The sequence below is a fragment of the Pseudomonas sp. MWU349 genome (assembly GCF_017947325.1).
GTDB classification, from domain to species: domain Bacteria; phylum Pseudomonadota; class Gammaproteobacteria; order Pseudomonadales; family Pseudomonadaceae; genus Aquipseudomonas; species Aquipseudomonas protegens.
In genome coordinates, this window is the sequence record NZ_JAFEVP010000003.1 from 605,126 (window position 1) to 622,786 (window position 17,661).

Consider the following 17,661-nt stretch of genomic DNA (forward strand, 5'->3'; position numbering starts at 1 on the left):
ATTTCTCGACGACGCTGCAAATAGCGATCACCGGCGCGTCGGCACCTGGCAAGACCCGTAGGAGCGGGCTTGCCGGCGAAGAGGCCTTCTGGCCTTGCCCGGCCCTTGCGGGCGCCGTGGCTGGCAAGCCAGCTCCTGCAGGAACGAGGCTCAGGAGGCGGGGTTGACCTGTTCTACCAGGGCATAGGCCCGTTCGGTAGCCGGCCGGGCCTGGATGCTGTTGAACCAGCGGTGCAGGTGCGGGAAGTCCTCGAGTTTCTGGCTCTGCTTCTTATAGGAAGCGATCCAGGGAAAGATCGCCATGTCGGCAATGCTGTAGTCGCTGCCGGCGACGAACTTGCGGTCGGCCAGGCGCCGATCGAGCACGCCGTACAGGCGCGCGGTTTCATCCACATAGCGTTTGATGGCGTAGGGGATCTTTTCCGGGGCGAACTGGCTGAAGTGATGATTCTGACCAGCCATCGGCCCCAGCCCGCCCATCTGCCAGAACAGCCATTGCAGGGCTTCCTGGCGCCCGCGCAGGTCCTGGGGCAGGAACTGGCCGGTCTTTTCCGCGAGGTACAACAGGATCGCCCCAGATTCGAACAGCGAGAGTGGCTGGCCGCCATCGGCGGGTTGGTGGTCAACGATCGCCGGGATGCGGTTGTTGGGGGCGATCTTCAGGAACTCGGGCTTGAATTGCTCACCCAGGCCGATGTTCACCGGGTACAGGGTGTAGGGCAGGCCGGCTTCTTCCAGGAACAGGGAGATCTTGTGGCCGTTGGGGGTGGTCCAGTAATACAGGTCGATCATGGAGCGCTCCAAATGGGGATGTATCTGTGCTTAAGGACAGCAAACTCCGGCATTAGGTCGTCCTGTCTGCATTCGATGGCTTGCCTGAACAGGTAAGTGATGCTCAGGTGCGGCAAATTCAATGACCTTCGCAGAGAAAAACATGCCCCTTCCGGCACCGCACTGATGCTCGTCGACCAGTAGCAAGGCATCCTCCAGCCGCGCAACAACCCCCAAGCGCAGGTGCGGATGCTCGAACTGCTGGCCCGCTGGCGGGCCGGTGATCCATGTGCAACACCTGTCGCGTTCGCCGGATTCGGTGTTCTGGCCCGGGCAGTCGGGGTGGAGTTTCAACCGCGCTTTGAGCCCCGGGGCGGGGAATGGCGGGTTCAGAAGCCGGTGCCGGATGCGTTTTGCGCCAATTCACTGGAAGCGGATTTGTGGCGCGAGGGGATTGTCGGGTTGGTGATTGTCGGTGTCGCCACCAACAACTCTGTGGAGTCGACGGCGCGTACGGCCGGCAACCTGGGCTTTGCCGTGTGGGTGGTGGCCGACGCCTGCTACACCTTCGACAAGCCCGACTTCAGCGGTCGGGCCCGTAGTGCCGAGGAGGTGCATGCCATGTCGCTGGCCAACCTGGATGGCGAGTACGCCACCGTCCTGGACCTGGCGCAGTTGCTGGCCCAGGAGGCCGGGCGTAGCTGAAGGCGCAAGCGCCCAGGCCGGCCCCGCCCGTGCTCAGGTCAGGCGCCGTGGCACTTCTTGAATTTCTTGCTGCTGCCGCATGGGCAAGGGTCGTTGCGGCCAACGTCTTTCAGTGCGTTGCGTACCGGCTCCTGGTGAGCGTGGTTGCAGTGCGGGCCGTGAACATGGCCATGGTCGTGATCGTGGTGGTCATGATCGTGGTTGCAGTCAGGGCCATGGACATGAGGTTGCTGGGTCATTGCGGGTTACTCCGGGATAAAATCGCCGGGAATTATCACGCCATTGCGCTTCAGGTGCACGTCCTGGCCGATGAATAATCCGATTTCCAGTTCCCCTTCGAGGCGGTAGGGGATAGGTCGCTCGGGCTTGCGCAGCAGTTTCACCACGTCGCGGATCTGCGGCCACAGGTTGGTCCGCACCGGCACCTTGAAGAAGCGGCTGCTGTGGGGCGTGACGGTGAACCAGTGTTCGTGCTCGCCTTCGCTGAGCAGGAGGCGCTCCAGGTAGACCTTGTAGGTCAGGCGGCGCACGGTCAGGTCGCTGTCGTTGGGGTTATCCACCCGCAGGTGCAGGGTGAAGCGCTGCTCCAGCAGGTTGGCCTTGACCACCTCGACCTTGACCAGATGCACCGCAGGCTCCAGCTCCTCATCGGTGAACCAGGACACGCACCCCGACAGGCTCAACAGTCCGATCAGGCAGAGGCTTCGTAGGACGCGCAGTTCACCGATCATTGCAAGACTCCCTTTGAACTCCCCGGGTCCGTCCTGGGCCTGGGGCATTGCTGATTCAGCGGGTGAAGTAGCTGGCGCAGCACTTCTTGAATTTGTGCCCACTGCCACAGGGGCAGGCGTCGTTGCGACCGGACTTGAGGGGAACCGTGGGGTCGATGAAATACCAGCGTCCCTGGTTCTGCACGAAGGATGAGCGCTCGCGGTGGCTGTGCTCGCCCTGGCTATCGTGCCAGCGGGCAGTGAAGGTCACAAAGGCATGCTCGGGCTGGCCGCCGAAGACTTCCGAGCTTTCGACCTGCAACCCCAGCCAGGTGCTTTGGGCGCTCCAATCGCTGATGGACTGGCGATCCAGGCCCGCCTGCTGCGCCGGCAGGGTGGTAGCCAGCAGGTAGTCCACCTGCCCCAGCACATAGGCGCTGTAGCGCGAGCGCATCAGGGCTTCGGCGCAGGGCGCGGGATGGCCGGCATGGTAGTGGCCGCAGCAGGCATCCAGCAGGTTGCCGCTGCCGCAGGGACAAATCGAGGCGCTCATCGTGTTACCACCAATACTTTCCAAAGTTTTCCGGGTTTGCCCAGAAGCGTGAATTGAGCCAATCGGGCACTTGCTTGTATTCAAGCAGATCGTAGGTGAACAGGGTCAGGACCTGTTCATCGCGCTGAAAGCGTTCACTGGCCTGTAACGCCAGGGAATAGAAGTCGGTTTCCTGCCAGCCGCAGGCCTGCAGATCGGCCAGCACGGCGATCCGGCTGGCATTGAGGTTGCGGATGCCCCCCAGCAGGTTCAGGCCGTCGCGCTTGGGCAAGTGTTCCAGGCAATCCACGGCCAGGGCCAGGTCGAAACGCCGCGCTGCCAGTTCCGCAGGCAGAGGGCCGGGTGCCGCCTGGGCCACTTGGGTCGTGGGGTGGGCCTCCTTGAAGGCGGCCAGGGCGGGGAAGTCGCTGGCACCGATCAGCAGCAGCTGTTGCGGTGCGTAGCGATCCAGCAAAGCCGCCAGGGCCTGCTGCGGGGTACGGTTGGAAATGCCGGCGCTCATCTTCGCTCCTCGGTCAGAACGCTAAAGACTAGCGTGCCGGCATCTGCGGGCCTAGAGCGGTTCACCACTAAATCGGCGAACCTCCCGTGTTTACGGGGCGAAACCGGTGATAGCCGGGTGCTGGCGCAGATGAAATGCGCGGTCTTTACTCCGTGAATCGGCCTTGAGCCGATCCCTCAGGAGAAATCAGATGAGCATCATTCGGACGGCAGTACCCCTGGTTCTGTTAACCAGTGTGTTGACTGGTTGTGCAGGTTTGCAGAAAACCGACTGGCCGATCTGCGCCGCGGTAGGTGGCGTCACGGGCGCGGCGCTGGGCGCCACCGAAAGCTCCTCGTGGGCGGGCGGCGGCGCACTGTTGGTCGGTGGCCTGGCGGGTGCGTACTGCTGGGTAAAAGGTGATGGCGACGAGGACGGCGATGGTGTGCCGGACAGTCGCGACAAGTGCCCCCACACCCCCAGAGGCGTCCAGGTCGATGCCAACGGCTGCCCGCTACCGCCACCGGTGGTAGAAGAGGTGGTAGTGGTCAAGGAAGAAACCATTGTCATTCGTGATGTGCACTTCCATTTCGACTCGGCCAAGCTGACCGATGCCGATAAAACCAAGCTCAACACCATTGTCACCCGACTGAAACAGGAGGCGTCGAGTGCCCAGCTGCGAGTGACCGGTTACACCGATAGCGTCGGCAGCGATGCCTACAACCAGAAGCTCTCGGACAGGCGTGCCCACTCGGTCGTGGAGTACCTGATCAGCAACGGCATTCCCCGCAGCAGCTTTGTCTCGGTAACCGGTGCGGGTGAAAGCAAGCCAGTGGCGGATAACAAGACCGCTGAAGGCCGGGCGATGAACCGTCGCACGGAAATCCAGATCAACCGCTGAACCCCAGGGCCTGTGCGGCAATTGAGCCGCACGTGGCCGCCTCGGCTCCTGTGCCAGGGCCATGCTGATGGCGCAGGGGCCTTTGATCCCGGTCTCTTCTCGGCGATGGGCTCAGCCTGTGTGTAACGGGCGATCCTCGTCGATCCGGTAGCTAAACCGCCACTTCGGGAAGAATTTTCATTCCCCTCTGGCTTACCCCCGGGATAAGTCGTTACTGTGCGCGCAAAGAATAATTCACGAGGGGAGCGTATGAAGGTTTTATGGGGGCTGGGGAAGTTTCTGACCTTGGTTTTCTGGTTGGTGGTGCTGATCAACCTGGCCAGGCCGCTGATCAACCCGCTGCATCTTCTAGTGAATCTGGCGGGCAGCCTGTTGCTGTTGACCCATTTGCTGGAACTGCTGCTGTTCAACGGCAGCCTCAAGGATCGGCCACATCCCTGGCGTGACCGGCTGTACATCCTGCTGGTGGGGATCTTCCATCTGCAGACTCTTCCTGCTCCTGTCGTTGTCGAGGCCGACCATGCGTAAGCTCTGCCTGCTGGCTCTTTTCTGCAGCCCCCTGGCCATGGCCCAGGTGGTCAAGGTCGAAACCAACTCCCTGATGCGTCTGCCCAATACCGCCAGCACCCTGCAACTGGAGCGGCTGGAAGTGGCGGACTACGGCACCTTGCTGATCCCGGCCAATGTCACCGAGCTCAAGGTGGACGAACTGCGGCTCGGGCATGAGGCGCGGATCGCCATCGTTCCTACCGAACAGAGCCTGCAGTTGATTGTCCGCCGTGCGGAGCTGGGGGCGGGCAGCCAGATCACTTCACGCGGCGCGCCGGGTACCTACCTGAAGGCCGCCAAGCCGGGGCGCAACCTGAACCTGCGCATCGAGTCGTTGCAGGCCGAGACGCTGTCCGTGGACGCCCGGGGCGGTGCCGGTGCGCCGGGTTATGTCGGCCTGGATGGCGCCAATGGCCAGGAACCGGGCTGCACCTGGGGCAGCGCGGGGCGTGGGGCTGACGGTGACAATGGCGGCGATGGCCGTCCTGGTGCGGCAGGCGCCCAGGTCCGGGTGGAACTGCCGCGGGACTTCCCCAGCGAGCAGATCAAGGTCTGGGTCGAGGGTGGCGCAGGCGGGCTGGCCGGTGCTGGTGGCAAGCCGGGTGCGGGCGGCAAGTCCAAGGGGTGCCTGGTGTACCGCACCGACGGAGGCAAGAGCGGACGGCCCGGCGCCCAGGGGCAGCCCGGCCCGGCCGGCGAGCCAGGCGCGCTGACGGTGCAGCGCCTGTAAGCCGTAACGCTTGCGTTGAACCTTGCCCGGCCGCCCGCTTCTGCAGCGGGCGGCCTGTTTTCAGAAGGTCGGCCGGGCCGCCGCCAGGGCGACCAGCACCAGGCCGATGATCAGGTTGCTGCCCACCAACCGGCGGATCTTGCCCAGCGCCGCGGCGCCAGCGGGCCAATCCTCGGCCGCTACTGCCTTGCGCAGCTGCGGCAACTGCAGGGACTGGATGCGGATGAACAGGGCGGTCATCACCAGGTACAGGCCCATCATGATCTGCACATACTTGGGCGCGGTTTCAAAGCCGCTGAAGCGCAAATGCAGCAGGCCGATACCGCTGATCGGCAACAGCACCACAGCGATCCACACCCAGACGAAAAAACGCGGAAACACGTGCGCCCACAACTTCAGCCGCGCCGGCCCCTCCAGGGCCACCATGGCCGCCGGGCGCAGGACCATCCAGGCGAAAAACATGCCGCCGACCCAGACCAGGGCGGCCAGGACATGCAGGGTGTAGGCAAGGGCGAAAGGGGTCATTCGGGTACTCCGTTCTGCGCGGGATGAATTAGCGGGGTATGATAGCGGCCGATTCGAACCACTGAAAATTTATCCAGCGTTTTGTGCGCCCGAAAAACCATGATCAGCAACGAACTCAAAACCACGATCCAGGGCGCCTACTCGCGTTTTCTCGAAGCCAAGAGCCTCAAGCCGCGTTACGGCCAGCGCCTGATGATCGCCGAAGTGGCCAAGGTCCTGGGTGATATCGACACCGACGACGAAGGCCGGCGCAGTGGCGACCCGGCGGTGGTCGCCGTGGAAGCCGGCACCGGTACCGGCAAGACCGTGGCCTACAGCCTGGCGGCGATTCCCACGGCCAAGGCCGCCGGCAAGCGCCTGGTGATCGCCACCGCCACCGTCGCCCTGCAGGAGCAGATTGTCTACAAGGACCTGCCCGACCTGATGCGCAACAGCGGGCTGAACTTCAGCTTCTCCCTGGCCAAGGGCCGCGGTCGCTACATGTGCCTGTCCAAGCTCGACATGCTGCTCCAGGAAGGCCACGCCCAGACCGCCACGGCCCAGCTGTTCGAGGAAGAAGGCTTCAAGATCGAAGTGGATGAAGCCAGCCAGAAGCTGTTCACCAGCATGATCGAAAAACTCGCCGGCAATAAATGGGACGGCGACCGCGACAGCTGGCCCACGGCCCTGGAAGACGCCGACTGGGCGCGCCTGACCACCGACCACAGCCAGTGCACCAACCGCCATTGCCCGAACTTCGGCCAGTGCGCCTTCTATAAGGCTCGGGAAGGCATGGGCAAGGTCGATGTGATTGTCACCAACCACGACATGGTCCTGGCCGACCTGGCCCTGGGCGGTGGCGCCGTGCTGCCGGACCCGCGCGACACCCTCTACGTGTTCGACGAAGGTCACCACCTGCCGGACAAGGCCATTGGCCACTTCGCCCATTACACCCGTCTGCGCTCCACTGCCGACTGGCTGGAGCAGACCGCCAAGAATCTCACCAAACTGCTGGCCCAGCATCCGCTGCCGGGTGATTTGGGGCGCCTGATCGAGCAGGTGCCGGAGCTGGCGCGGGAGATCAAGACCCAGCAGCAGTTCATGTTCACCGCCTGCGAGCAGATCGCCGATTTCCGCACCGGCGAAGACATGGAAGGCCGCGAGCGGCCGCGCCACCGTTTTGTCGGCGGGCTGATCCCCGAGCATATGCGCGAGATGGGCCTGGAGCTGAAAAAGGGCTTTTCCCGTCTCACCGACCTGTTCACCCGCCTGACCGAGTTGCTCAAGGAAGGCATGGATGGCGAGGTCAACATCGGTATCGCCAGCAACCAGGCCGAAGAGTGGTACCCGCTGTTCGGCAGCCTGCTGGCCCGTGCCTCGGGCAACTGGGAACTGTGGACCGCATTCACCATCGAGGACCCGGAAGACAATCCGCCCATGGCTCGCTGGCTGACCCTGGCCGAAAGTGGCTCGCTGTTCGACATCGAGGTCAACGCCAGCCCGATCCTCGCTGCGGAAATGCTCCGACGCAATCTGTGGAACGTGGCCTACGGTGCCCTGGTGACGTCGGCGACCCTGACTGCCCTGGGTACTTTCGACCGCTTCCGCATGCGTGCCGGCCTGCCGAAAAAGGCCGTGACCGCGGTGGTGCCGAGCCCGTTCCACCATGCCGATGCCGGGGTGCTGCGGGTGCCCGACCTGCGGGCCGATCCACGGGACGCGCCGGCCCATACCGCGGCGATCATCCGCGATCTGCCGGAACTGGTGGAGGGCTCGCGGGGCACCCTGGTGCTGTTTTCCTCGCGCAAGCAGATGCAGGACGTGTTCGACGGCCTGGACCGGGACTGGCGCAAGCAGGTGTTCATCCAGGGCAACCTGTCCAAGCAGGAAACCCTGAACAAGCACAAGGCGCGGGTCGACGGTGGCGATTCCAGCGTGCTGTTCGGCCTGGCGAGCTTCGCCGAAGGGGTGGACCTGCCCGGGGCCTACTGCGAACACGTGGTGATCGCCAAGATCCCGTTCTCGGTGCCGGATGACCCGGTGGAGGCGGCGCTGGCGGAGTGGATCGAAGCCCGTGGCGGCAACCCGTTCATGGAAATCTCGGTGCCGGATGCATCCCTCAAGCTGGTCCAGGCCTGCGGTCGCTTGCTGCGCACCGAGCAGGATCGCGGCACCATCACGCTGCTGGACCGCCGTCTGGTCACCCAGCGCTATGGCAAGGCTATCCTCAATGCCTTGCCGCCGTTTCGCCGAGAAATATCTTAAGCACGGCCCGCATATTTGCGTGCCGTGCTGTCTATTTCATGTCACCGCTTCAGCACCGGCCGTTCATCGGTCTTTAGGGAGAGCCAGGTTCATATGATTCGCCGTTCGTTGCCCGCTGTATTTGCCCTGTTGTTTGCCGCGCCTGTCTGGGCGGCCCCTGCCGGACAACAGACGCTGTTCAACTTTGTCCGACCTGCCGCTGTGGTGCAGGTGGCGACACAAGATGCCAGCCTGCCGCAATCCAACGCAGAGCAAACGGCCGAAGGCGAAGTGCTGCGGCGCATCATCTTCAACCCCACGAGCCGGCCGAGCCTGAGCCTGTCGCCCCAGAGCGGGGCCTGGGACTGGTCGCAGTCGGGGATGATGAGCCTGCGTATCCAAAGCGCGATGAACTGGGCCCTGACCCTCTACGTGACCATCCAGAGCAATGACGGCAAGACCCTGGTCAGCCGTGTCGACCTGCCGGCCGGCCCGGCGCAGACCCTGTTGGTGCCACTGGTGGCCAGCAGCCCGCTGAGCCAGGGCATGAAGGCCGCGCCCCCGATGCCGATGACCGTGGACGGCCAGCGCATCCTGCTGGCCAGTAGTGAAGGGCAGTTGGACCGCAGCCAGGTGGTGTCGGTGACCTTGTCCATGGACAACCCCAAGGCGGCCCAGAGCATTCTGCTGGAGCGTTTCGGCGTGCAGGACGGCGAGGGGGTGATCAAGGAGGTCTACGGCTCCCTGGTGGATGCCTACGGTCAATCGACCCGGGCCCGCTGGCCGGAAAAGATCACCAGCGACGATCAGCTCAAGGCGGCTGACGCCAAGGAGCAGCAACAGCTCCAGGGCTGGCTGGGGGAGCGCGAGAAGGCTTCGCTGGACAGCTACGGTGGCTGGAACAAGGGGCCGAGCTTCAAGGCCAGCGGTTTCTTTCGCACGGAAAAACGTGATGGCCGCTGGTTCCTCGTGACCCCGCAGGGGCATCCGTTCTATTCCCTGGGGGTCAATACTGTGGCGCCCGACAACAACCAGACCTATGTCGCGGGCCGGGAATGGATGTTCGGCGCCTTGCCCAAGGACGACGAACCCCTGGCGGCGTATTACGGTGAAGGCGACAACCGCGGCGGCAATGGCGCCGACCAGGGCCGTGGCTATGGTTCAGGGCGCTGGTATGACTTCTATCGGGCCAACCTGCAACGGACCTACGGCAAGCCCTGCACCGCGGACAGCGCCACTGCGCAGCAGGGGCCGGCCGACACCTCCCCGCCGCCCCAGGCAACTCCTTGCGCGGCACCGGCCTTCGACCAGAAACGCTGGGTTGGCCACACCCTGGACCGCTTGCAGGCCTGGGGCTTCAATACCATCGGTAACTGGAGCGCTCCGGCCCTGGGTCTGGCCGACCGGGTGCCTTACACCTTGCCGCTGTCGATCGTGGGTGATTACGCCAGCATCAGCACCGGCAGCGACTGGTGGGGCGGCATGCCGGATCCTTTCGATCCGCGCTTTGCCATGGCCACCGAACGTGCCGTGGCCATTGCCGCCCGCGACCATCGGGACGATCCCTGGCTGATCGGCTACTTCGCCGACAACGAATTGGCCTGGGCCGGCCCCGGCGATGATGCCAAATCCCGCTATGCCCTGGCCTACGGCACCCTGCGCCTGACCACCGATGTGCCGGCCAAGCGCGCGTTTCTCAAGCAACTGCGGGACAAGTACCGCAACCAGGCCGGGCTGTCGAAAGCCTGGGGCATCGACCTGCCGGCCTGGGAGTTGATGGAAGACCCGGGCTTCGTGCCGCCGTTGCCGAGCCCGGAGCACCCGGAGATCGAGGCCGACTTCAAGTATTTCCAGAAGGTCTTCGCCGATACCTACTTCAAGACCATCTCCGACTCGCTGAAATGGCACGCCCCCAACCACCTGCTGCTGGGCGGGCGGTTTGCCGTGAGCACCCCTGAGGCCGTGGCTTCCTGCGCCCAGTACTGCGATGTCCTGAGCTTCAATATGTACACCCTCAAGCCCCAGGACGGTCAGGACTTTGCCTACCTGCGCAGCCTCGACAAGCCGGTCCTGATAACCGAGTTCAACTTCGGTTCCCGGGATCGCGGCCCGTTCTGGGGCGGCGTGACCGAGCTGGCCCGGGAGGAGGACCGGGGCCCGGCCTATGCCAACTTCCTCAAGCAGGCGGTCAGCGAGCCTTCGATTGTCGGCGTGCACTGGTTCCAGTATCTGGACCAGCCGGTGACCGGGCGCCTGCTGGACGGTGAAAACGGTCATTTCGGCCTGGTGGGCATCACCGATGTGCCGTTCCAGGGCTTTGTCGACAGCGTGCGCAAGAGCAACCTGCAGGCCATTGACCAGTTGGGCAAGGCCGCGCAGCAGGCTCGGGCCGAGGCGGAGCAGGCCGTGGCCGGCGAGCATGGGGGCGATGGCGCCGATAAAGGCCACGCCGGCAAGGGCCCGGGCGGGCACGCCGGTGGCCATTCCGGCAACGGTCATTGACGTTCACAAGGCCTGAGCGGCTTTCCGGGAAAATCCGGGCAGCCCTCTGAAACGAGGGTTTGCCGGTGATAGCTGGCAGCTCGCCGGCTGTTCCCAAATGCCTTCGGGGCTGGAACAATGCGCGCCACGTTGTCGAGCATGGTTGCAGGGGGAGTCAGGGGTGCAGATTCAAGGTCATTACGAGCTTAAATTCGAAGCGGTACGCGAGGCGTTCGCCGCCCTGTTCGAGGACTCTCAGGAGCGTGGCGCGGCGCTGTGCATCCAGGTCGGCGGGGAAACCGTCATCGACCTGTGGGCCGGTACCGCGGACAAGGACGGCGCCGAGGCCTGGCACAGCGACACCATTGCCAACCTGTTCTCCTGCACCAAGACCTTTACCGCGGTCACCGCCCTGCAGTTGGTGGCCGAGGGCAAGCTCAGGCTGGATGCGCCCGTGGCCGACTACTGGCCGGAATTCGCCGCGGCGGGCAAGGCAGCCATTACATTGCGCCAGTTGCTCTGCCATCAGGCCGGCCTGCCGGCAGTGCGCGAGCTGTTGCCGGCGCAAGCCCTGTACGAATGGCAGACCATGGTCGATGTCCTGGCCGCCGAGCAGCCCTGGTGGACGCCCGGTGAGGGGCATGGCTATGCCGCCATCACCTATGGCTGGCTGGTGGGCGAGTTGATCCGGCGCGCCGATGGGCGCGGGCCGGGGGAGTCCATCGTGGCTCGGGTCGCCCGGCCTTTGGGGCTGGACTTCCATGTCGGCCTGGCCGATGAGGAGTTCTACCGCGTGGCGCATATCGCCCGTGGCAAGGGCAATATGGGCGATGCTGCGGCCCAGCGTCTGCTGCAAGTCACCCTGCGCGAACCCGATGCGATGAGCACTCGGGCGTTTACCAATCCACCGTCTATCCTGACCAGCACCAATAAACCCGAGTGGCGGCGCATGCAGCAGCCGGCGGCCAACGGCCACGGCAATGCCCGCAGCCTCGCCGGGTTCTACAGCGGCCTGCTGGACGGCAGTTTGCTGGAAGCCGACATGCTCGAAGAGCTGACTCGGGAGCACAGCCTGGGCATGGACAAGACGCTACTGACCCAGACCCGCTTCGGCCTGGGTTGCATGCTCGACCAGCCCCAGGTGGCCAATGCCACCTTTGGCCTGGGGGAGCGGGCGTTCGGGCATCCGGGGGCCGGGGGCTCCATCGGTTTTGCTGACCCGGAGCATGATGTGGCGTTCGGTTTTGTGACAAATACCCTGGGGCCCTATGTGTTGATGGACCCTCGGGCACAGAAGCTGGTGCGGGTTTTGTCGGATTGTCTGTAAAAAGGTTGCTGTTAAGAACTTTTTTGCTTAAACATGCTTGGAAAGCTGCAGGGTGGAACCCTGTGGCTTTTATAATTTCCAAGCGTCTGTTTGTAACGGTTGTTTAGACCGAATTTTTTATCTCATTTTGTGGATATCCCATGTCGTCGAACAAGTCTCTAGCCTTGGCCATCTGCCTGACCGTCACCGGTTGCGCGCAAACCCCACAAAATGAAGCGGATGGCGGCCATTGGTGGTCATTCGGCTCCGATAAGGCCAGCAGCAAGGAAACTGCAGCTGCGCCTGAAAAGCCGGTTGCCACCACTGAAGCCGCACCTGCCGCTTCTGCAAGCAAGCCTGCGGTAGTGGCCAAGGCCGCTGCACCGGCGCCTGCTGCCAAGAACACAGCCGCTGGCAAGCACCCGGCCCCTGCCGCCAAGGCCGCTGCTGGCGCCAAGCCGGCGCCTGTCGCTGCTGCCGAGCCCGCTCCAGCTCCAGCGCCGGTCGTTGCCGCAGCCCCTGCCGCGCCTGCCGCCAAGGCCGAGAGCAGTAAGTGGTGGTGGCCGTTCTCCTCCAAGGATTCTTCCGACAAGCCAGTAGCCGAGGCGAAGAAGGCCGAGCCTGCCCCAGCGCCAGCAGTGGCAGCGGCAGCCGACTCCGAAACCCACTGGTGGTGGCCGTTCCCCAAGAGCCAGCCCAAGCCTTTGAGCAAGGTCAATGTGGCGGACATCCCGATGCCCGACCCGAAAATCACCCAGGCCTGGCTGGACGACTACGAGCCACGCCTGCGCGAAGCGGTGAAGGACAGCAAGCTGCAGGTCGAGCGGCGTGAAAACGTGCTGGTGGTCACTGCACTGGTAGATGCCTCGTTCAACCCGGATCGTCCAGCCATGTTGCTGCCGGTCACCCTGGGGCCGTTCACCCGCGTCGCCAAGGCGGTGGAAGGTGATCCGAAGACCGCCGTGCTGATTCTCGGCCATGCCGACGCCACCGGCCCGACCCTGGCCAACCAGAAGCTGAGCCGTGATCGTGCACAGTCCGTGGCGGCGATCTTCAGCCTCAGCGGCCTGAAGCAGGACCGCCTGATGCTGCGTGGCATGGGTTCGGTGATGCCGCGTGCCGCCAACGACAGCCCACAGGGGCGCTCGCTGAACCGTCGGGTGGAAATCATGCTGACCCAGCGCAGCACCATGCTGGGCCTGCTGAGCAAGTACAACCAGCCGACGCCTTCCGAGACTGAAATGGTTGCCGTACAGGATGCCGTGCCTCCAGTACCTGCGGCTTCTGCCAAGAAAGCGGCGCCTGCGAAGAAGGCGACCGTGGCCAAGAAGCCGGCTGCCAAGAAGGCTCCAGCAAAAAAGGCCGCCGCGTCTTCGAAGACCGCAACGGCTACCGCCCAGGTTAAAAACTGATTTTCAAGGATAAGGAAGCAGGCATGACTCAGTCCCTGGCTGATATGCGCCGCGACTACACTCGCGACGGCTTGTCCGAGGCTCAGGCCCCGGCCGAACCTTTTGCGCTGTTCCACCAGTGGTTTGCCGATGCGGTGAAAACCGAGCAACCGCCGGTGGAAGCCAATGCCATGACCGTGGCGACCGTCGACACCGACGGTCGCCCTCACTGCCGCATCCTCTTGCTCAAGGGCCTGGATGAGCAGGGCTTCACCTTCTTCACCAACTACGAGAGCGCCAAGGGCCAGCAGCTGGCTGCACGGCCCTTCGCTGCCATGACGTTCTTCTGGCCGACCCTGGAGCGTCAGGTGCGGATTGAAGGACGGGTGGTCAAGGTCACTCCTCAAGAGTCCGATGCCTATTATCAGGTGCGTCCCCTGGGTAGCCGGCTGGGAGCCTGGGCTTCACCGCAGAGCCGGGTGATCGCCGATCGTGACGAACTGCAAGAGTTGCTCAAGGCCACGGAGGCTCGTTTCAGCGATAGCCAGCCCGATTGCCCGGAGCACTGGGGGGGTTATCGCCTGCTGCCGGAGCGCATCGAGTTCTGGCAGGGGCGCCCCAGCCGACTGCATGACCGTTTGAACTATCGCCTGCAAGGCCAGGAGTGGGTCCGCGAACGTCTGGCTCCCTGATCGGATTGCAGGTCACTTGCCGGGATAGCCGGCCGCAGCGGCTTCCAGCCATTGCGGCAGGTCCCGGCGTTTTACTTTCTGGCGCTGGGCCTCGGCCAGTTGCTCCAGCATGAATTGCTTCTTCTGGGCATCGGTTCCGGCCAGAGAGAGGGCCAGGTCCCGATCGGTCCAACGCTTGATGCGTACATACAGCCACCAGTGAAAATACAAGCCTGCAGCGGTGGTCACGATGATGATGAAGTAGTCCATGGAAAATCCTTTGTTCGGTGGCGCTATGCAGGGAGCTGGAGCTACCGTAATGAGAAAGCTTGGCGTTTACACAGCCTGTACTTTGGCTGAATGAAAGCAATTTTATCCGGGCGACGCCGTGACAGGCGTCAAGCTGCGGAGTCTAATGATTATCTGTCCTTTGGAGTTGATCCTATGCGTAAGTCTGTTTTGCTGGTTGCATCCTTCACCACGATGGCAATGTTGCTCGGTGGCTGTGCCTCCAACCTGACCGGTGACTCCTATTCCCGTGATGAAGCGCGTCGTGTGCAAACCGTGCGCATGGGCACCATCGAATCCCTGCGTCCGGTGAAAATCGAAGGCACCAAGACCCCGATCGGCGGCGCTGCAGGTGCTGTGATCGGCGGCGTTGGCGGCAGCGCCATCGGCGGCGGCCGTGGCAGCATCGTCACCGCAGTCATCGGTGCAGTTGCCGGTGGCCTGCTGGGCTCGGCCACTGAAGAAGGCCTGACCCGTACCCAGGGCGTTGAAATCACCGTGCGTGAAGACGACGGCAGCATGCGTGCCTATGTGCAGCAGGTTCAGGAAAACGAAGTGTTCCGCGTGGGCGACCGCGTGCGCATCATGACAGTCAACGGTACCAGCCGCGTTACCCGCTGACCCTTCCTGCTACAAAACAAAACCCCGGCCAGGCAACTGGTCGGGGTTTTGTGTTTTCAGCCTGGCCAAGCGCTGCGTGTCAGGACGCCAGGGTGTTGTTCCTGCGGCTGGCAGCGGCGGTGACGGCGTAGCCGATCAGGGCCGCAAACAGCGAACCGGTCAGGATGCCCATGCGGTCCATGCCGGCGTATTCGCTGCTGCCGGGTTCGAAGGCCAGGGAGCCGACGAACAGGCTCATGGTGAAGCCGATACCACACAGAATTGCCACGCCGAGCACCTGGCCCCAGTTGGCCCCGGACGGCAAGGCAGCGAGACCGGTTTTCACTGCCATCCAGGTCAGACCGAAGACGCCGATGGTCTTGCCCAGCAGCAGGCCGACCGCGATCCCCATGGGAACATGGTGGGTGAAGCTTTCGAGGGTCACGCCGCTCAGCGACAGCCCGGCATTGGCGAAGGCGAACAGCGGCAGGATGCCGAACGACACCCAGGGATGCAGGGCGTGTTCCAGCGACTTGAGCGGCGAAGGTTCGGCGTTGCGGGTGCGCAAGGGGATGCAGAAGGCCAGGGTCACGCCGGCCAGGGTCGCGTGGACCCCACTCTTGAGCACGCAGACCCAGAGGATCAGGCCGATGATCATGTAGGGGCCAAGCTTGACCACGCCCATCCGGTTCATCGCCACCAGGGCGGCGATGCAGGCACCAGCCAGCATCAGCGACAGGGTCGACAGCGCGCCGGAGTAGAAGATCGCGATGATCACGATCGCTCCCAGGTCATCGATGATTGCCAGGGTCATCAGGAACAGTTTCAGCGAGGTGGGCACTCGCTTGCCCAGCAAGGCCAGCACTCCGAGGGCGAAGGCGATATCGGTGGCGGTGGGAATCGCCCAGCCATTGAGGGCGGGCGGGTTGTCACGGTTGAGGAACCAGTAGATCAGCGCCGGCACCAGCATGCCGCCGATGGCCGCTGCGCCGGGCAGGACGATCTGCGATGGCTTGGCCAACTGCCCCTCCAGCACTTCGCGCTTGACCTCCAGGCCGATCAGCAGGAAGAACAGTGCCATCAGGCCGTCGTTGATCCACAGCAGCAGCGGCTTGGCGATCTTCAGGGCTCCAACCTGGGCCACCACCGGGGTTTCCAGCAGGCCGTTGTACAGCCAGGACAGGGGGGAGTTGTTGATTATCAGGGCCAGGATGGCAGCGGCGATCAATAACAGACCGCTGGCAGCTTCCATGGCAAAGAAACGAGTGAAAGTGCTACGCAGAGGCAAGGTCGCTCTCCATCTAAAAACTAAAAAGGTGGCACACCCTAACCTGTACAGTTAGTTGTTAAAACAAAAGTTATATTCTTTTTTGTTATATGCAGAAGACAAGCGGCCTGCTGAAAATCCCCTCTTGCAGTTGTGTTTCCAATTGCTTCATAGCTGTACCTGTAAGGGGGGCAGGATATTTCCTAACATGTCTGTCCGCAGCGGCTGGCGGGGCATTTTTCCAGGATAAAGGTGCCTGTCTGTCGCGAACCTGGATCACCTATGCTGGGTGCATTTCATCTTCTGCGCCGGTACGGCGTGCGATCCAACGAGAATAGAGCATGAGCGACAATCGCCAGTGGGCCCGCGAGGCCATCCGTATCATCGAAGCCGACTTCCAGCGCAGCGCCGACACCCACTTGATCCCGCTGCCTTTGCCGGGCCTGCCGGGCATCGAGCTGTATTTCAAGGATGAATCCAGCCACCCCACCGGTAGCCTCAAGCATCGCCTGGCCCGCTCGCTGTTCCTTTATGCGCTGTGCAATGGCTGGCTCAAGCCCGGCGCGCCGGTGATCGAGGCCTCCAGTGGCTCCACGGCGATTTCCGAAGCCTATTTCGCCCGGCTGCTGGGGTTGCCGTTCATTGCCGTGATGCCGGCGACCACCTCCCAGGAGAAAATCGCCCAGATCGCCTTCTATGGCGGCAAGAGCCACCTGGTGCAGGAGCCGACGCAGATCTACGCCGAGTCCGAGCGCCTGGCCCGGGAGAGCGGCGGCCATTTCATGGACCAGTTCACCTATGCCGAGCGCGCCACCGACTGGCGGGCCAACAACAACATCGCCGAGTCGATATTCCAGCAGTTGCGTTTCGAGCGTTACCCGGAGCCCAGCTGGCTGATTTCCAGCCCGGGCACGGGCGGTACCACCGCGACCCTGGGGCGCTACGTGCGCTATCGCCAGCACTGCACTCGGGTGCTGTGTGCCGACGCCGAGCGCTCGGTATTCTTCGACTATTACCAAAGTGGTGATGCCAGCCTGCGCCTGGACTGCGGTTCGCGGATCGAGGGCATCGGCCGGCCGCGGGTCGAGGCGTCGTTCCTGCCCAAGGTGATCGACGCCATGGTCAAGGTGCCGGATGCCCTGTCCCTGGCGGCCATGCATTATCTGGCCCAGCGCCTGGGGCGGCGGGTTGGCGGTTCCAGCGGCACCAACCTGATAGGCGCGCTGATGGCCGCCCAGCAGATGGCCGCGGCTGGCGAGTCGGGGTCGATCGTGGCGATTCTCTGTGACGGTGGCGAGCGCTATGCGACCACCTACTACGATCAGCAGTGGCTGGCAGGGCAGGGTTATGAACTGACAGTATTGATCGAGGCGGTAGCCGCCAGTGTCGAGCGTGGTGAGGCGCTACCTGCCAGCGTATTGCGCGCCGGTATCTGAACTTGTCGTAGGAGCCGGCTTGCCGGCGAAGAGGCCCTTGAGCCTTGCGTTGTTCTGGACGACGCCTTCGTTG

Annotated in this window: 18 protein-coding genes and 1 pseudogene; 11 read left to right on the forward strand and 8 right to left on the reverse strand. The window is 63.5% G+C overall.

Annotated features, from left to right (window positions below; genetic code table 11):
- Positions 1-150 precede the first annotated feature (150 nt).
- Positions 151-792, reverse strand: coding sequence for a glutathione binding-like protein (locus KCG88_RS14860; protein ID WP_047284196.1), 642 nt, complete (start codon positions 790-792; stop codon positions 151-153).
- Positions 793-981: 189 nt separating this feature from the next.
- Here KCG88_RS14860 and KCG88_RS14865 point away from each other — a divergent pair.
- Positions 982-1,476: pseudogene (locus tag KCG88_RS14865) on the forward strand (cysteine hydrolase family protein).
- Positions 1,477-1,514: 38 nt separating this feature from the next.
- On the opposite strand, the gene KCG88_RS14870 reads toward KCG88_RS14865, so the two are convergent.
- From KCG88_RS14870 to KCG88_RS14885, 4 genes are read right to left on the reverse strand one after another with little or no spacing between them, the layout of a single operon-like run.
- Positions 1,515-1,715 carry an SEC-C metal-binding domain-containing protein gene (locus KCG88_RS14870; RefSeq protein WP_007923047.1) on the reverse strand — a complete coding sequence of 67 codons (201 nt, stop codon included), beginning with the start codon at positions 1,713-1,715 and terminating at the stop codon, positions 1,515-1,517.
- A 6-nt stretch (positions 1,716-1,721) separates the two neighbouring features.
- On the reverse strand, positions 1,722-2,207 hold the full coding sequence (locus KCG88_RS14875) for an LEA type 2 family protein (protein WP_047284197.1): 486 nt from the start codon (positions 2,205-2,207) through the stop codon (positions 1,722-1,724).
- A gap of 55 nt (positions 2,208-2,262) precedes the next feature.
- A complete protein-coding gene (locus KCG88_RS14880) occupies positions 2,263-2,739 on the reverse strand; it encodes a YchJ family protein (protein ID WP_047335846.1) in 477 nt (158 codons plus the stop codon).
- A gap of 4 nt (positions 2,740-2,743) precedes the next feature.
- The gene (locus tag KCG88_RS14885) at positions 2,744-3,241 is read right to left on the reverse strand and encodes a DUF6231 family protein (protein WP_047284199.1); all 498 of its coding nucleotides are present in this window, start codon (positions 3,239-3,241) and stop codon (positions 2,744-2,746) included.
- Positions 3,242-3,431: 190 nt separating this feature from the next.
- Between KCG88_RS14885 and KCG88_RS14890 the strand changes: the two genes are divergently transcribed.
- The 3 genes from KCG88_RS14890 to KCG88_RS14900 all read left to right on the forward strand — a co-directional run bounded on the left by KCG88_RS14890 (position 3,432) and on the right by KCG88_RS14900 (position 5,400).
- A complete protein-coding gene (locus KCG88_RS14890) occupies positions 3,432-4,121 on the forward strand; it encodes an OmpA family protein (protein WP_047284200.1) in 690 nt (229 codons plus the stop codon).
- Between the two features lie 249 nt (positions 4,122-4,370).
- A complete protein-coding gene (locus tag KCG88_RS14895; RefSeq protein WP_011059618.1) occupies positions 4,371-4,649 on the forward strand; it encodes a DUF1145 domain-containing protein in 279 nt (92 codons plus the stop codon).
- The gene (locus KCG88_RS14900; RefSeq protein ID WP_047284201.1) at positions 4,642-5,400 is read left to right on the forward strand and encodes a hypothetical protein; all 759 of its coding nucleotides are present in this window, start codon (positions 4,642-4,644) and stop codon (positions 5,398-5,400) included. Before KCG88_RS14895 ends, KCG88_RS14900 begins: the two co-directional genes overlap by 8 nt.
- Positions 5,401-5,460: 60 nt before the next feature.
- On the opposite strand, the gene KCG88_RS14905 is transcribed toward KCG88_RS14900, so the two are convergent.
- Positions 5,461-5,925 carry a CopD family protein gene (locus KCG88_RS14905; protein WP_047284202.1) on the reverse strand — a complete coding sequence of 155 codons (465 nt, stop codon included), beginning with the start codon at positions 5,923-5,925 and terminating at the stop codon, positions 5,461-5,463.
- 99 nt (positions 5,926-6,024) lie between these two features.
- Here KCG88_RS14905 and dinG point away from each other — a divergent pair, with 99 nt between their 5' ends.
- From dinG to pdxH, 5 genes are all read left to right on the forward strand, one after another.
- Positions 6,025-8,169 carry an ATP-dependent DNA helicase DinG gene (dinG, locus tag KCG88_RS14910; protein ID WP_015634399.1) on the forward strand — a complete coding sequence of 715 codons (2,145 nt, stop codon included), beginning with the start codon at positions 6,025-6,027 and terminating at the stop codon, positions 8,167-8,169.
- Positions 8,170-8,262: 93 nt separating this feature from the next.
- Positions 8,263-10,650 carry a beta-galactosidase gene (locus KCG88_RS14915; RefSeq protein ID WP_047284203.1) on the forward strand — a complete coding sequence of 796 codons (2,388 nt, stop codon included), beginning with the start codon at positions 8,263-8,265 and terminating at the stop codon, positions 10,648-10,650.
- A gap of 160 nt (positions 10,651-10,810) precedes the next feature.
- Positions 10,811-11,956, forward strand: coding sequence for a serine hydrolase domain-containing protein (locus KCG88_RS14920; RefSeq protein ID WP_210712622.1), 1,146 nt, complete (start codon positions 10,811-10,813; stop codon positions 11,954-11,956).
- A gap of 140 nt (positions 11,957-12,096) precedes the next feature.
- Entirely contained in the window at positions 12,097-13,347 is a 1,251-nt protein-coding gene (locus KCG88_RS14925; protein WP_047284205.1) for an OmpA family protein, read from the forward strand.
- A gap of 23 nt (positions 13,348-13,370) precedes the next feature.
- Positions 13,371-14,018, forward strand: coding sequence for a pyridoxamine 5'-phosphate oxidase (gene pdxH / locus KCG88_RS14930; protein ID WP_011059625.1), 648 nt, complete (start codon positions 13,371-13,373; stop codon positions 14,016-14,018).
- Positions 14,019-14,030: 12 nt separating this feature from the next.
- Here the strand turns inward: pdxH and KCG88_RS14935 are convergent, their stop codons facing one another.
- On the reverse strand, positions 14,031-14,267 hold the full coding sequence (locus KCG88_RS14935; protein WP_047284206.1) for a hypothetical protein: 237 nt from the start codon (positions 14,265-14,267) through the stop codon (positions 14,031-14,033).
- A gap of 174 nt (positions 14,268-14,441) precedes the next feature.
- Between KCG88_RS14935 and KCG88_RS14940 the strand changes: the two genes are divergently transcribed.
- Positions 14,442-14,906 (forward strand): glycine zipper 2TM domain-containing protein, encoded by a 465-nt coding sequence (locus KCG88_RS14940; RefSeq protein ID WP_011059627.1) that lies wholly within the window; start codon positions 14,442-14,444, stop codon positions 14,904-14,906.
- A gap of 79 nt (positions 14,907-14,985) precedes the next feature.
- Here the strand turns inward: KCG88_RS14940 and nhaA are convergent, their stop codons facing one another.
- Positions 14,986-16,173 (reverse strand): Na+/H+ antiporter NhaA, encoded by a 1,188-nt coding sequence (gene nhaA, locus KCG88_RS14945; protein WP_210712623.1) that lies wholly within the window; start codon positions 16,171-16,173, stop codon positions 14,986-14,988.
- A gap of 320 nt (positions 16,174-16,493) precedes the next feature.
- Here nhaA and KCG88_RS14950 point away from each other — a divergent pair, with 320 nt between their 5' ends.
- On the forward strand, positions 16,494-17,588 hold the full coding sequence (locus KCG88_RS14950; protein ID WP_210712624.1) for a PLP-dependent cysteine synthase family protein: 1,095 nt from the start codon (positions 16,494-16,496) through the stop codon (positions 17,586-17,588).
- Positions 17,589-17,661 lie beyond the last annotated feature (73 nt).